At 40.9% G+C, this 15025-nt stretch carries 12 protein-coding genes and 1 pseudogene; 12 read left to right on the forward strand and 1 reads right to left on the reverse strand.

What is annotated here, in order from left to right:
- Positions 1-30 precede the first annotated feature (30 nt).
- From ACSLFW_RS18820 to ACSLFW_RS18840, 5 genes and pseudogenes are all read left to right on the forward strand, one after another.
- The gene (locus tag ACSLFW_RS18820) at positions 31-273 is read left to right on the forward strand and encodes a hypothetical protein (RefSeq protein WP_436557031.1); all 243 of its coding nucleotides are present in this window, start codon (positions 31-33) and stop codon (positions 271-273) included.
- An 858-nt stretch (positions 274-1131) separates the two neighbouring features.
- Complete coding sequence (locus ACSLFW_RS18825; RefSeq protein ID WP_436557032.1) at positions 1132-1869, forward strand: hypothetical protein; 738 nt, start codon at positions 1132-1134, stop codon at positions 1867-1869.
- Between the two features lie 111 nt (positions 1870-1980).
- Positions 1981-3293: pseudogene (gene rimO / locus ACSLFW_RS18830) on the forward strand (30S ribosomal protein S12 methylthiotransferase RimO).
- Positions 3294-3401: 108 nt separating this feature from the next.
- Positions 3402-4691 (forward strand): glycoside hydrolase 5 family protein, encoded by a 1290-nt coding sequence (locus ACSLFW_RS18835; RefSeq protein ID WP_436557033.1) that lies wholly within the window; start codon positions 3402-3404, stop codon positions 4689-4691.
- 213 nt (positions 4692-4904) lie between these two features.
- A complete protein-coding gene (locus ACSLFW_RS18840; RefSeq protein WP_436557034.1) occupies positions 4905-5207 on the forward strand; it encodes a hypothetical protein in 303 nt (100 codons plus the stop codon).
- Here ACSLFW_RS18840 and ACSLFW_RS18845 read toward each other — a convergent pair.
- Positions 5202-7400 carry a B12-binding domain-containing radical SAM protein gene (locus tag ACSLFW_RS18845; RefSeq protein WP_436557035.1) on the reverse strand — a complete coding sequence of 733 codons (2199 nt, stop codon included), beginning with the start codon at positions 7398-7400 and terminating at the stop codon, positions 5202-5204. The genes ACSLFW_RS18840 and ACSLFW_RS18845 overlap by 6 nt on opposite strands.
- A 114-nt stretch (positions 7401-7514) precedes the next feature.
- Here ACSLFW_RS18845 and ACSLFW_RS18850 point away from each other — a divergent pair, with 114 nt between their 5' ends.
- The 7 genes from ACSLFW_RS18850 (at position 7515) to ACSLFW_RS18880 (ending at position 14971) form a co-directional block, all read left to right on the forward strand.
- Positions 7515-8225: a hypothetical protein gene (locus ACSLFW_RS18850; RefSeq protein WP_436557036.1), complete on the forward strand. Its 711-nt coding sequence runs from the start codon at positions 7515-7517 to the stop codon at positions 8223-8225.
- Positions 8194-11271 carry a hypothetical protein gene (locus ACSLFW_RS18855; protein WP_436557037.1) on the forward strand — a complete coding sequence of 1026 codons (3078 nt, stop codon included), beginning with the start codon at positions 8194-8196 and terminating at the stop codon, positions 11269-11271. Before ACSLFW_RS18850 ends, ACSLFW_RS18855 begins: the two co-directional genes overlap by 32 nt.
- A gap of 158 nt (positions 11272-11429) precedes the next feature.
- On the forward strand, positions 11430-11684 hold the full coding sequence (locus ACSLFW_RS18860) for a T9SS type B sorting domain-containing protein (RefSeq protein WP_436557038.1): 255 nt from the start codon (positions 11430-11432) through the stop codon (positions 11682-11684).
- A 71-nt stretch (positions 11685-11755) separates the two neighbouring features.
- Complete coding sequence (bshC, locus tag ACSLFW_RS18865) at positions 11756-13345, forward strand: bacillithiol biosynthesis cysteine-adding enzyme BshC (protein ID WP_436557039.1); 1590 nt, start codon at positions 11756-11758, stop codon at positions 13343-13345.
- 147 nt (positions 13346-13492) lie between these two features.
- Complete coding sequence (locus ACSLFW_RS18870) at positions 13493-13666, forward strand: hypothetical protein (RefSeq protein ID WP_436557040.1); 174 nt, start codon at positions 13493-13495, stop codon at positions 13664-13666.
- Positions 13633-14082 carry a hypothetical protein gene (locus ACSLFW_RS18875; RefSeq protein WP_436557041.1) on the forward strand — a complete coding sequence of 150 codons (450 nt, stop codon included), beginning with the start codon at positions 13633-13635 and terminating at the stop codon, positions 14080-14082. The genes ACSLFW_RS18870 and ACSLFW_RS18875 overlap by 34 nt, the downstream gene beginning before the upstream one ends.
- The gene (locus ACSLFW_RS18880; RefSeq protein WP_436557042.1) at positions 14012-14971 is read left to right on the forward strand and encodes a hypothetical protein; all 960 of its coding nucleotides are present in this window, start codon (positions 14012-14014) and stop codon (positions 14969-14971) included. The genes ACSLFW_RS18875 and ACSLFW_RS18880 overlap by 71 nt, the downstream gene beginning before the upstream one ends.
- Positions 14972-15025 lie beyond the last annotated feature (54 nt).

A 15025-nucleotide genomic window follows, 5' to 3' on the forward strand; every position in this document is an offset into this window, starting at 1 on the left:
CATTGTGACCCAAGAGACAGTTTAATTTTTGTGAAATTACAGGACCTGTTTAGTGACATCCAAAAAGAACTGGATAAATCCTGGGCAATTATTGGTGAAATATATGGGAAAGAAAATAGAGATAAACAACCAGCTATTCGTTATAGAAGAATTAAATCTAATATAGATAATGTTACAGAATATTCTAAAAACATAGACTATATTCCTGAAAAAATAAGCTTCAAAGTTTCTAATGAATTGACAAAATTACTTATTCGAACCATTATATGGTAACGATCCGACCTTCGGAGTTCGGGAATTAATTCAAAATGCTGTAGATTCTTGCAGAGAGCGAGAATTCATAGAAGATAGTAGCTACGAAGGAAAGATTACAATTTCGTTTTTTAAAAAAAACGATCAATATTATTTTCAAATTAAAGATAATGGACTTGGCATGTCACTTCATGTAGTTAAAAACTATTTCCTTGAGGTAGGGTCTTCGTTGAGGAAAAGTTCATAGTGGAAAAAAGAATTTTCTGATAATGATGGAAATTCTAAAGTTCAGAGAAGCGGAAAATTTGGTATTGGCGTCTTAGCTGCTTTTCTTATCGGAAATGAGATAATTTTAAAAACTAAAAGTGCTGAATCTGAAACCGCACTTTCATTTAAAACAAATCTCGGCTTACAACAAATTGAAATTTCACAAGTTGCAAAAAAAAATATAGGTACAGTAATAACAATTCCCATAGAAAAAAAGACAATAGACTTAATGGTTAACAGCGACTATCCGTTCGACGAATGGTATCGCCATTCTTCTCCTAAAATTGAGTATATTGATAAGTTAGGCATATTAAGTAATCTTGGATATGATACGTATGCCCAGGTTATAAAGACATCTTACCACCAGCGTGGCGGGAACTCAAAAATTCAGGTTTTAATAAAGTATTATGGACTTATGATGACGAATTTTATAGTAGGGCAAGGGTCGATTGTAATGGGATAATTATACCTAGAGGATATTCAGATTCAAATCACAGTGCAAACAAACGTCAAATAAACTTTCCTTATATCTCAATCTTTGACTTTAATGGTGATTTAAGATTAAATCTGAGTAGAAATATCATAGATGGGAATCTTACTTTTGAAAAATTATTGATTGAAGATATTTATCGGGATTTAATTGCAAAACTATTATTGACTCCGGTAGATTCACCATACGACGGAGATACATTTTCAGCCTCCAGATCGAAGTCATTCTCTCATAAATCAATTGGTTCAATAAACATATTATATTGCAAGCAAGGATTTATATTGCGTGCAAAATATTTTAAAGATAAGAACAAGAATAGGAAAGCACTGGTGATATCGCCTATGACTGAGCAGGCTGCTACCATGTCTTTCGAAGATAAAGGCTATTTTATCGATATAAAAACTCAAGAAAATATCGCTATGAGCTCATTTAAATATCGTATAAATTTATCTGATATGCACGGAAACCTCTTTTTAGAAAAAGAGATGTACAAAAAATTATTTGACGACTTTTATAACCGATATCCTATTTCAGTGAGGCGCTATCATAAAATACTTTCCGACGACAACAGCTTTGTTAAAATAAATTATTATTTCGAAAAAGATGGCTATAAACTTTCTGAGCAAATTCGAGTTCTTAAATCATGTAACTACATTTTAGAGACACAGTTGAACAATGTAATTTTCTCAATAAACAGTTCTGATGAAATATTGTCAAATTTATTAGATAATTACCTTGAAGGAGCATCATTTATCCCTTATGACCTGGCTGAAAGAAAAATTACCTTTGCAAAAGCATTTGAAAATTTAAAATATTATATCGAAAAGCATAGCAATTCTTCCAAAAAATCCTTGAAATAATTTTTAGCAATAATATATGGATGCGATAACATTCCATAAAAAATTCCCCTTGTATTCCTCCAAATAAACCGTACTTTTGCACCCGCTTCCGAACCATCGGGGCATAATGCTATGAGGACTAAGTCTTTAAAAAAGAATAAGATCAATGTGATCACTTTGGGCTGCTCGAAGAATGTGTATGACAGCGAGGTGCTCATGGACAGCTTCGCGCGAGCGGGAAAGACGTGCATCACGAGGCGCCGGAGAAGGAAGAGGGCAATATCATCGTGATCAATACCTGCGGGTTTATTGATAACGCGAAGGCGGAATCGGTGAACATGATTCTGGAATATGCCGATAAGAAAGACCGCGGGCTTGTGGATAAGGTTTTTGTGACCGGATGCCTTTCTGAACGCTACCGCCCTGGACCTGGAAAAGGAAATCCCGAATGTCGACCAGTATTTCGGCACGACAGAATTGCCGCTTTTGCTCAAGGCCTTGGGTGCCGATTACAAACACGAATTGCTCGGCGAGCGCCTTACCACTACCCCGAAAAATTATGCTTACCTGAAGATTGCCGAGGGTTGCGACAGGCCGTGCAGTTTTTGCGCGATTCCGCTGATGCGCGGCAAGCACGTTTCGCAGCCGATTGAAAAACTGGTAAAGGAAGCGGAAGGCCTGGCGAAAAACGGCGTGAAGGAATTGATTTTGATTGCCCAGGATCTGACGTATTACGGACTTGATATTTACAAAAAACGAAATCTTGCAGAGTTGTTGGAGGCTTTGGTGAAAGTCGACGGCATTGAGTGGATTCGACTTCACTATGCGTTTCCGACGGGCTTTCCGATGGATGTGTTAGAAGTGATGAAGCGCGAGCCGAAAATCTGTAATTATATTGATATTCCGCTGCAGCACGTTTCTGACCCGATTTTGAAATCGATGCGACGCGGGACGACACAGGCAAAGACGACGCAGTTGCTGAAGGATTTTCGTGCGGCGGTTCCGGGATTACAATCCGTACGACGCTGATCGTTGGTTATCCGGGAGAAACGCAGGCTGATTTTGAGGCGCTGAAGGATTTTGTGCAGGAGATGAAATTTGACCGTTTGGGCTGTTTTGCTTATTCGCACGAGGAAAATACGCATGCTTTTAATCTGGTTGACGATGTTCCGGCAGAGGTGAAGCAGGCGCGCGCGAATGAGATTATGGAGTTGCAATCGCAGATTTCGTGGGATTTGAACCAGGAAAAAGTCGGACAAACTTTTAAATGCATTATCGACCGCAAGGAAGGTGCCCATTTTGTGGGGCGGACGGAATTTGACAGTTCGGATGTCGATAATGAGGTTTTGATTGACGCTGCGAAATTTTATGTGAAGACAGGCGATTTTGTGATGGTGAAGATTACAGAGGCGACGGAGTTTGATTTGTATGGGGAGCCTGTATAAGGTTCAGGGTTCAGGGCTCAGTTTGAGAATAGAAAAAATGAATTTATATGGAAAACCGGATTTAATTGTCCGGTTTTTTTGTGGGGAATTGTTTTGTATTTTTGGGTTATGAGAAGAATTTTTGTTTTGTTGCTGCTGGTTTGCGGGTTTGTGGCTTTTGCGCAGACGAAGAAGACATCCGCATTTATTACTGTGAAAGGCACGCAGTTTTATAAGAATGGGAAACCTTATTCTTACATCGGGGCGAATTATTGGTATGGTGCGATTTTGGGTTCTGAGAAATATGGCGACAGGAAGAGGCTGCTGCGCGAACTCGACCAGATGAAGGCAAATGGGATTGATAATTTGCGGATTCTGGTGGGTGCTGATGGCGGCGGTTATGATTATACGGTTCCGTATGCGGTGCAGCCGGAGCAAGGAAAATATGACGCTGATTTGCTGAAAGGGTTGGATTTCCTGCTTTCGGAAATGGGGAAGCGCAGTATGTATGCGGTTTTGTATCTGACGAATAACTGGGAATGGTCGGGCGGCATGTCACAATATTTGGAATGGAATGGGTATGGGAAAATCCCGAATCCCAATATTAGTCCGGAGAATACGTGGGATGAGTTTATGGCTTTCGTGCCGAAATTCCACAGTTGTGAGCCTTGCAAGACGGCATTGCGGGAACATATTAAATTCATTATCTGCAGGACAAATTCGTTTACTAAAAAACCGTACATAGACGATGCCGCGATTATGGCCTGGCAGGTCTCCAATGAACCGCGGATTTTTACGGTTGAGAATGAAAAGGCGTTTGCGCAGTGGCTCAACGAAACTGTAGATTTGATTGACAGCCTGGATAAAAACCATTTGATTTGCACAGGTTCTGAAGGAAGTGCGGGTTCGAACGCAGACCTTTTGGTATTCGAAAAAACGCATACCAATCCGAAGATCGATTACCTTACGATGCACATCTGGCCGAAGAACTGGAATTGGTATAAAGCCGATGACGCGGAAAATACACTGCCTGCCGCTATTGAAAAAGCTTCAAAATATATGGAAGACCACATTGCCATAGCAAAACGGATTAACAAACCTATTGTGGTTGAGGAATTCGGACTTCCACGCGAAAATGAAAGTTTGCTGCCTGGCTCTTCTGTAGTGAACAGAGACCGTTTTTACCAAATTTTCTTCGAACGATTGGTTAAGAGTCATGACAATAAAGAAGCGCTTGCCGGCGTGAATTTCTGGGGATTTGGCGGCGAGGGAAAAGCGGTGAATGATAAAGGCAAATGGAACAAAGGCGATGCTTTTACGGCTGATCCGCCACAGGAGCCGCAAGGGTTGAATACTGTTTTTTCATCGGACAAAACGACTCTCGAAATGGTGAAGCGATACAATCATTTATTGAAGTGATATAATTAAGCTGAATTTAATAAAAATATAGCGCCATAGTAGTACATTTGGAGCTTATTAATATGATTTGAATATGAAACAGTTGCTTCTTTTATTATTACTTTTTGTTGCCTCTTTCAGCAATGCACAAATGAATGGCCGTATGAACAACGGAATGAACCAGGGCCGCCGCCGAGCAGCGACAAGAAAAAGTTTGATTTTGTTGAAGAATCGGTGAAGACGCTTACCCAGCAATTGTCGCTTGATGCGTTTCAGGCGGCTGTCATCAAGACTTACATACAGGATTATAAGAAAGATATCGAGGCGCTTAATGTGCTGGATATTCCGGCTGAGGGAAAAACAGAAAAATATATGGCTGCAAAGGATAAGATGGAAGCGAAAATGCTTACTGCCCTGAACAAAGACCAGGTAGTCAAATTCAACGAGTATAAAAACCGCAAGGACAAAAAGGGCAAAAAAGGAAAGAAAGGCAAAGACGAAAATGAAAACAGTATTATCCAAAAAGACAGTTTATAATACCAAAAGCCCTGAGTTTCGTAATGTATTGATGGGTTTTGAATACCAGAACAATTCAAAATCTTCGAGTCCGGCGTTTTCAAAATTCGTTTTTATTTCCTGAAAAGTAGTTATTTTTTTGTTTTTTACGGACAATCCGGGCAAGATCCCGGTTAGCCACTCCCCTTCCTTTTTACCGGTTTGAATAGTGAAAGTGTCTTTTTTGTTGTGAAAAGTCAGCGCCGTTATTTCCCACGAATTTCCTTTTTTGGATTTTGTAAAAGTTTCCGTTGACGGCAATCCGCCGATCCAGATGATTTTTGCCGAAGGTTTTGTGGTGAAATTTTCTTCTGATTGTAAGGCATCAAAAATGAAATCTCCGGGAATGGTTGTCTTCGGAATTTTAAATTCAAACCAATCCTGCAGCGGAAAATCGAAACAGATGCCATGCATGAAATTGAATAGTGATTTCTTCAATCCAAAACTGAATTTGTCGTGGTTAATACCGGTTTTATCAGTGTAATTGATGTCGTTGTTGGCGAAAGTTCCGATAACATCAGTGTCTTTTAAAACACCAAATTGTTCCGGATATAATCCAACCGGACTGTGTGCCGTCATCGCAAATTGGTGCCAGAAACCTGATTGCAGAATACCTGCTTCGAACATCTGCCGCACCATTTCAAGGCTGTCAATGGTTTCCTGAATCGTTTGCGTCGGATAGCCATACATCAAATAAGCGTGTACCATGATGCCCGCTTCGGTGAAATTACGCGTCACTTTTGCGACTTGTTCTACGGTTACGCCTTTGTCGATTAATTTTAAGAGGCGGTCGGAGGCGACTTCGAGCCCGCCCGAAACTGCAATACAGCCGGAAGCTTTGAGTAAAACACATAAATCTTCCGTGAAGCTTTTTTCGAATCGGATGTTCGTCCACCAGGTAATGGTGAGTCCGCGGCGCAGGATTTCTATCGCCAGCGAACGCATCAGTGCCGGCGGTGCGGCTTCGTCGACAAAATGGAATCCGGTCTGCCCGGTTTGTGCTATTAATTCTTCAATCCTGTCGCACAAAAGACTTGCGGCAACGGGTTCGTATACCTTTATATAGTCGAGTGAAATATCGCAGAAAGTGCATTTTCCCCAGTAACAACCGTGCGCCATTGTGAGTTTATTCCAGCGGCCGTCGCTCCACATGCAGTGCATCGGGTTGACGATCTCGATGACGGAGATGTATTGGTCAAGCAGTAAATCTGAATAATCGGGCGTCCCGGTTTCAGATTGTTTGTAGTCGCGGGTTTCGGAATTGTTACAATACTTTACCTGACCGTCTTTTAAGGCAAAAGTACGTTTCAGGTTTTCGATTGTGCGTTTGCCTTCGATATGTTCAATGAGGTTTTCAACGGGTGCCTCGCCATCGTCGAGCGTAATGAAATCGAAAAATTCGAAGACACGCTTATCGGAAAGCGAGCGCAATTCTGTATTCGGGAAACCGCCGCCCATCGCAATCCTGATAGTTGGATAATTTTGTTTTACCCATTGTGCACAGCGGAAAGCCGCGTATAAATTTCCCGGAAACGGAACCGAAATAAGTACTAAATCCGGTGCGATTTCCCGGAATCTTTCCTGTAATACTTCAATCAGAATTGTATCAGTGTAAGTATATTTTTCGTGAAGGCTTTCATATAATTCATCGAAAGAATTGGCGCTTCGTCCCAGACGTTCGGCGTAGCGGCTGAAACCGAAATTCTCATCGGCACATCCGACAATCAGATCTGAAATATCTTCGAGGTATAAGGTTGCGAGGTGTTTGGCTTTGTCCTGCATCCCCATCGCGCCGAAAGCCCAGTCTAGTTCTTCAAGTTGTTCAAAACGGGATGCTTCCGGCAGGAAATCTTCCTGACAGATTTGTAGTGCCAGCGTTGGATTTTTTCCCTGAAGGAATAAGATTACGCTGTCGATTGTATTGATGTAATGCTCTTTGAGTGCGAGCATTCTTTTTATATTGGGAGATAGCTGCGTTGCGTTAGTTACATCAATATGGCCAAAAAGATCAGTCAGTCCGGTTTTGGAGAAAATTTTCAGGATGACTTCGATTCCTAAATCTGCCTGAACCGAATGAATGTTTTTTGAATTGAGAAAGCCTTTGATATAAACCGTTGCCGGATAAGGCGTGTTGAGTTGCGTGAAAGGCGGCGTTATCAGGAGGATTTGGCTCATTGGGCAAAATTAGCAGATTAATTTTGGTTTTGAAAATTGTGGCCAATAAGTTTCTTAATGAAATGTTAAATGATTTAATTGGTTTTATTACATTTGGACAATTAAAAGCTTCCTATGAAACATTTTTTTGCATGCCTTTTGTGCATTATCATCATGCCGCTTATGGCGCAAAATAACAAGGCGGTGATTGGTTTTATTGAAAACAAAGGACAGATTGTTGACCAGAAAGGAAGATCAAATGATGCGGTGAAGTATTTGTTGAATACAGAAGGACTCAACGTTCAGTTAAGAACCAACGGATTTTCCTATGATATCTACAGTTCAAAGAAAATTTTGACGAAAAGCAAAAAAAATCAAAATCTGCACAATCAGGCAAACCCGTCATTTCCCAATGATATAGCGCATAAATTTCATCGGATTGATATAGATTTTTTAAATTCTAATCCGGAAGCCCAATTTATAACGGAAGGGAAATTGGAATATTTTGAAAATTATTACAACATTCCAGGAAAGCCCGAAGGTATTACGGGTGTAAATAGCTACCAAAAGATTACTTATAAAGACATTTATCCAAAAATTGACGTTTGTTTTTTTATTCCCAATGATCCATTAAAGGTTGTGGAGTATAATTTTATCGTAAATCCCGGCGGTAATATTTCAGATATACAACTTCATTTTAAAGGAGCCAAAACCAGGATTTCTCAGGGTAAAATCAGCATGAAAACAAAATTTGGCATTATGGAGGAAGTCGTTCCGTGCAGCTGGTTTGAAAACGATACTGAAAAAAAAAAACGTGCAAATTGCGTTCATCAAGTCCGGAAATGAAACCTATCGTTTTTCGACTCCTGAAAGTAATGTCCCATTCAGTAAAATTATTATAGACCCGGCGCCCGTTCGCTTATGGGGAACTTATTATGGAAAAGGCGGACATGACCTTGTTGGCATTGCTAATGACAATATCGGAAATGTCTATTTCTGCGGAGGCACTGTTGATCAAACAAATATTGCAACAAGCGGAAGTTATCAGTCGACAATGATTGGCTTTTCCGATGCTTTTATTGCCAAATTAAATCCGAACGGAGACCGCGTATGGGGTACTTACTATGGTGGAAATAAAATGGAATCGGCTTTTGCAATGAACCAATTCAATAATGAATTGATTGTAGGCGGAATTACCAGCAGTACAGATAATATTGCAACAGCCGGCGCTTTTAAAGATTACCTGACTCCTGGTGGCTTTGCCAAAACAGATGTATTTATCGCTAAATTTAATTTGGATGGACAACGGATCTGGGGGACTTATTACGGCGGTGAACATGACGACACGCTTTTGAATATGGATGTGGATCCGCAGGGAAATATTGCTGTCGTGGGTTATACCTACAGCGTTAATGGAATAGCAACGCCTGGTGCATTTAAGGAAAACCGGGAGCAGCCTGTAGAATATCATATAACAGGTGAAGGATTTATAGCGAAATTCACCAATTCCGGATTTCAATCCTGGGGTACTTATTATTATTTATCTGAAGTTCGAGGGGTCGGGTTTGATAGTGCCTCTAACATTTATTTTTCCGGCGATGTAGGTTGGAACGATGATAACTTCACTACTCCCGGAACACACCAGCCGGTTTACAGCAATGTCATATTTACCGGAGGGACATACGATTCATTTTTAATAAAATTTGACCCGAACGGACAAAGGCTCTGGGGAACTTACTACGGTGACGGATCCGAGTATAATCATTACCTGAAGGTTGATCATGATGATAATGTATATATTTGCGGCAGCACCAGAAGCAGTACATTAATAGCCACTCCCGGTTCTCATCAGCCACAACTAAATCAAAATATGCAAAATCCGTCAGACGCATATCTTGCAAAATTCAATCCGACAGGCCAATTAATATGGGGAACTTATTATGGAGGTGATGAGCAAGAAAATCTTTCGAGATATACCATTGACATAGATGAAAACAACAATGTTTTTTTTGCGGGGCAAACCTATAGTCCCAACGCAATTTCTACTAATCCTCCGACAGACTACAGCTTGACTTCATGCTGCAGTTTTATCGTAAAATTTGATGCTTTGGGTACGAGACAGTGGGGAACCTATTTCGGCGGCAATATAGAAGATTACCTCATAAAATTGAAATATGACAAAAACGGTATCTTTTACGTTTTTGGAACAGGCGAGAGTACCTTGCACATTGCAACACCCGGAGCTTATCAGCAAAGTCCTAGCGGTAATACTGATAATTACTACATCAATAAATTTAAAGATTGCATGTCTGCAACAACTGCAGGCAGTAATTCTCCGGTTTGTCCCGGGAACAATTTACTTTTAACGGCCAATGGCGGTAACAACTATGCATGGACAGGACCAAACGGATTTTCTTCCACACAACAAAATCCAACGATAAATAATCCGACAACATTAAATTCAGGGCAATACAGTTGTATAATTACGGGAGGCGATTGCAACAATACGGCCTATGTTGATGTTCAGGTTGGAGACGCAATAGGCCAGGTTCCTGATGTAGCGACATTGCCAGATTTAACCGGAAGTTGTAACGTTACCGCGACCGCAATTCCAACTGCAACAGATTATTGCTCAGGAGCCACCACCGCCGTAACTAACGACCCGACGAGCTTTAACCTTCCGGGAACTTATACGATTCATTGGAAATATAGCGATACCAACGGCAATGCTACTTTTCAGAACCAAACCGTCGTAGTGACGCCGAATAACGATCCTGTCAACACGAATACCGATTATGTTTTGTGCGACGGCAATGGCGACGGAAAAGAATTCTTCGACCTTACTTCTAAACAAACTGAAATCGTGAATTCACCTGATTATACTTTTACTTTCTACCGAACGCACAGTGAAGCACAATTGCAGCAAAATCCCATTACAAATAATACCAATTTTGAGAATCAGACCAATCCGCAAATAATTTATGTAAGGGTTTACAACACGATCAACACCTGTACTTCGCTTTCAGAAATGACTTTAAAAGTCAACGCAAAACCGGTTCTCAACAATGCAACACTTGTAAAATGCGATAATAACCTTAACGGGATCCAGACGTTTAATCTTGCCGATGCCAATAGTGCTGTGAGCGGTAACCTCAATCAAACCGGACTTTTCTATAGATATTTTAATTCTTTATCCGATTATCATAACGGGATTCAAATCAGCAACCACAACACATTCCAGAACAGCAGCAACAATCAGATTATTTATATTGAAGTAACACAATCCGACACTTGTTCCAATATTGCCGCTGTAACACTGACCGTAAATTCCATCACACAACAAGTCCTGAACGATTTCGATGCTTGTGACGATAATAATGATGAAGTTGTAACTTTCGATTTATCTGAAAAGAATCCGGAAATGTTGGCGGCTTTGCCAACCGGAACTTACAATTTCACTTACTATAAAACCCTTCCGGATGCCATTCAGGGCAATGCCAACACCGTTGCACAAATGTATCAGAACTCCCAAAATCCCGAAACCATATACATCAGTGCACAAGGCGCTTCAGGTTGTCCTGTAATTTTTACACTCCAACTCAATGTGCTCGAAAAGCCTGTTTTAGCCATGAAAGACAATTGGGCGGTTTGCAAAGGAGCCAATACGCTTATTACCGCCGATGCCGGATTCAACAGCTATTTATGGTCGACAGGACAAACGTCTCAGTCGATACTGGTCAATTCTGGCGGAAATTATTCGGTAACCGTAACTAAAAATTACACCCATATTTCCTGCAGCACTACGAAAAATATTACCGTAACAGCGTCAGATGTAGCAGTCATCAACAATATCGAACCCGGCGACTCGAACCAGACAATGAGAATACCATAACTGTTTTTGCAACCGGCCAGGGCGATTATCAATATGCTATCGACGGCGTCAATTTTCAGGACAGCAATCAGTTCTCCGGATTAGTAAGCGGCCTTTATTCTGTATATGTAAAAGACAAAAATGGCTGTGGAACTGTTACAGATGAAATATGCTTATTGATGTATCCGATGTTTTTTACGCCTAATGGCGATGGCGTTAACGACAACTGGAAAATCAAATTTTCTAATCTTGAACCCGGACTGGATGTTGCTATTTTTGACCGCTACGGGAAATTCATTAAGCAACTCTACGCCAACGGGCAGGGTTGGGACGGCACTTACAACGGACACGATGAACCATCAACCGATTACTGGTTTGTTGTTAAACGCCCCAGCGGAAAAGAATACCGCGGGCATTTCGCCCTCAAAAGATAACCGCCAACATCTTGTTAAACCAGTTACCGATACATTTATTTTCGTAATTTTGTAAGCTATAAACTACGACCATGCCAAACGACTGTATCAGCTACCAGGATTCCGGATATTTCACGCCTTTGATGAATGATTACCTGAACCGAAAGCCTGAACTGGAAAAGTTGTACAATCGGTTTCCGACCCTGGAAAATTTTGCAGGCCAGATGGCTGAAAAGCAGGAAAATTTCGATCCTTCTAAAAGGAAAAAACTCGTCGAAGTCTTGAAAAGTCAATATTCAGGAATTGATATTTCGCTATTGACTTTACAAAATATTAATCTGCTTTCAGATTCGAAAACTTTTACGATTACGACCGGACATCAGTTGAATTTGTTCACCGGGCCGCTTTATTTTCTTTACAAAATCATTGCTGCGATCAATCTTACGAAAGAATTAAAGCAACAATATCCCGATAACAATTTTGTTCCGGTTTACTGGATGGCGACCGAAGACCACGATTTCGAGGAAATCAATTATTTCAATTTCAATGGAAAAAAATTCAGGTGGAACCGCGAAAGCTCCTGGCCTGTCGGAAGATTATCCACCGAAGGGCTTGATCAGGTTTTTGAATATTTTTCTTCAGAATTGGGTTCGGGAATCAATGCCGCTTTTATCCGCGAATTATTTGAAAATGCCTATCTGAAACATGACAATCTGGCTGATGCCACGCGTTTTCTGGCGAATGCCCTTTTCGGCGAATACGGATTGGTAATCATCGATGCTGATAATGCCGTTTTGAAATCGGATTTCATACAATATATAAAAGATGAACTATTATTCCGGAATGCTGAAAAGCTGGTTTTAGACACGATTTCGTCTTTAAAAGACTACACCATACAAGTCAATCCGCGCGAAATCAACCTGTTTTATATCCAGGATAATTTGCGGGAACGCATCATTTTTGAAGATGGATTGTATAAGATCAACAATACGGCAATTACATTTTCAGAAGCTGAAATACTTTCAGAAGTTGAAAACCATCCTGAAAATTTCAGTCCAAACGTCATTATGCGCCCATTGTATCAGGAAGTAATTTTGCCCAATTTATGCTACATCGGCGGTGGCGGCGAACTCGCTTACTGGCTGGAATTGAAATCTTATTTTGATCATGTAAATGTTACTTTTCCGATACTTTTGCTGCGGAATTCGGTATTGCTGGCAACCGAAAAACAATCTTCGAAAGCAGATAAATTAGACTTAAGCTGGTCTGATTTATTCAAAAAGCAAAATATACTGGTTGATGAAAAAATCAAGGCTTTATCAGAATTCCCAATTGATTTAAGCGAACAGAAAAAATTCCTCCAGCACCAATTTAAGCAACTGCACGATATCGCTTCAAAAACAGACAAATCTTTCACCGGAGCCGTTAATGCACAGGAAACAAAGCAATTAAGAGGCCTTGAAAATCTTGAAAAGCGCCTATTGAAAGCACAGAAAAGAAAGCATTCTGAAGAACTGGAAAGAATCAAAGATTTGCAGAATGTACTTTTCCCTTTTAATTCGCTACAGGAAAGGCAAATTAATTTTGCTGAATTTTACCTTCAGAACGGTAATGATTTAACAAAAAAGCTTTTTTCTGAATTGCATCCTTTAGAAAACAGATTCAATATTCTGATTTTTTAAGGTTTTTTCTACATATTCTGTTTTTATACCACCTTTAATATAAAAGTTATCAATACGCAAACGTTTTCGCTTATTGATAATTTTTGAAAATGGTTATTGGCTTTAAAATTTATATAAATTTATGGCTGATAATTAACAACATACGATATGAAAACAAAATTACTCTTATTCTTTTTAATGATTTTTGCATTTGCCAACGCGCAGGTAAACTCTGTTGCTGTTGTTGGCGAAGCTGCCGGAGGATGGCCTGGCGAGGCAGGAAATCCGGACCGATTGACATTCACCAAATGTCAAGTACTGATGGTGAACACTGGACGCTGAACGGATTAGCGCTTACTAATTTCGCTTCAGGCGGCGGAATCAAATTCAGAGCCAATAATGCCTGGACAATCAATTGGGGAAGTACTGTATTTCCGAACGGCACTGGTACATCAGGCGGCTCCAACATCCAATGCATCGCCGGAACTTATGATGTTACCTTCAACAGCACAACAGGCGCTTACACCTTTACAAATGCGGTTACCTTCCCAAGCATTGGTATCATTGGCACAGTTTTAGGCCCGAATGGCTTTGATGGCCCGGATGTTGATATGACGACTTTTGATGGCGTCAATTACACGTTGGCCAACTACAATTTCCAGGCAGGCGAATTAAAGTTCAGGCTTGATGATTCATGGGCGAGCAATTGGGGAGGCGGTAATTTTCCTTCCGGAAACTGCTACTTTAAACGGCAATAATATTGTTGTTCCTGCAGGGACTTATACCTTAAATTTCAACATCGTTACCGGGGCTTACAGCTTTAATTTCATTAAAATCGGAATGATCGGAACAGCCGTAAGTGCAGCAGGTTTTGACGGCCCGGATGTTGACATGACCACAACAGATGGCGTTCATTACACTCTCCTCAATTGGGTATTTACAGACGGTGAAGCCAAATTCAGGCAGGATGATTCCTGGGATGTGAATTGGGGAAACAGTGCTTTTCCAACAGGTTCGGGAACCCAAGGCGGCGATAACATTCTGGTAACGGCAGGTATCTATACTGTGTATTTTGACCGTATGACCGGAGAGTATAATTTCGGCGCACCTGTAGTATTTCCTACGCTTGGCGCGATTGGAACTGCGGTTTCTGCGAGCGGTTTCGATGGCGATGATGTAGATATGATGACTGAAGACGGTGTTACTTACACATTGAGCAATTATACTTTCATGAACGGTGAGCTTAAAATCCGTGAAATGGACTCCTGGACTACCAGTTATGGTGGCGCAACTTTCCCGAATGGAACTGCGGGTATCAATGAAGACGGTTTCAATATTCCGGTTACGGCAGGAACTTACACATTGACTTACAACAGAAATAACTATTCTTATAGTTTCGTCGGAACACCAACTTTTCCAACGGTAGGTATCATCGGAACAGCCGTAAACGGATGGGATGTACAGGATACAAACCTTACAACCACCGACGGAGAAACCTATACTTTAACGAACTTTACCTTCTCAACCGGCGAGGCTAAATTCAGGCAGGACGATGCATGGGCTATTGCCTGGGCAACCAGTCATTCCCTTCAGCAACCCTTAGCAACGGCGCTAATATTCCGGTACCGGCTGGCACTTATAATGTAACATTTACAAGATCTACAGGCGCCTACACATTTGTAGCTGCAGGGCAATGGCCTT

Origin of the sequence: Flavobacterium sp. 3HN19-14 (assembly GCF_051373205.1) — a bacterium.
Lineage (GTDB): Bacteria > Bacteroidota > Bacteroidia > Flavobacteriales > Flavobacteriaceae > Flavobacterium.

What these genes read in the sequence shown, in the direction of transcription:
- ACSLFW_RS18835 (WP_436557033.1), top strand. Translation starts at nt 3,402, where the DNA reads ATGAGAAGAATTTTTGTTTTGTTGCTGCTGGTTTGCGGGTTTGTGGCT.
- ACSLFW_RS18845 (WP_436557035.1), bottom strand. Translation starts at nt 7,400, where the DNA reads ATGAGCCAAATCCTCCTGATAACGCCGCCTTTCACGCAACTCAACACG.
- ACSLFW_RS18850 (WP_436557036.1), top strand. Translation starts at nt 7,515, where the DNA reads ATGAAACATTTTTTTGCATGCCTTTTGTGCATTATCATCATGCCGCTT.
- ACSLFW_RS18860 (WP_436557038.1), top strand. Translation starts at nt 11,430, where the DNA reads ATGTATCCGATGTTTTTTACGCCTAATGGCGATGGCGTTAACGACAAC.
- bshC (WP_436557039.1), top strand. Translation starts at nt 11,756, where the DNA reads ATGCCAAACGACTGTATCAGCTACCAGGATTCCGGATATTTCACGCCT.
- ACSLFW_RS18870 (WP_436557040.1), top strand. Translation starts at nt 13,493, where the DNA reads ATGAAAACAAAATTACTCTTATTCTTTTTAATGATTTTTGCATTTGCC.
- ACSLFW_RS18875 (WP_436557041.1), top strand. Translation starts at nt 13,633, where the DNA reads ATGTCAAGTACTGATGGTGAACACTGGACGCTGAACGGATTAGCGCTT.
- ACSLFW_RS18880 (WP_436557042.1), top strand. Translation starts at nt 14,012, where the DNA reads ATGATTCATGGGCGAGCAATTGGGGAGGCGGTAATTTTCCTTCCGGAA.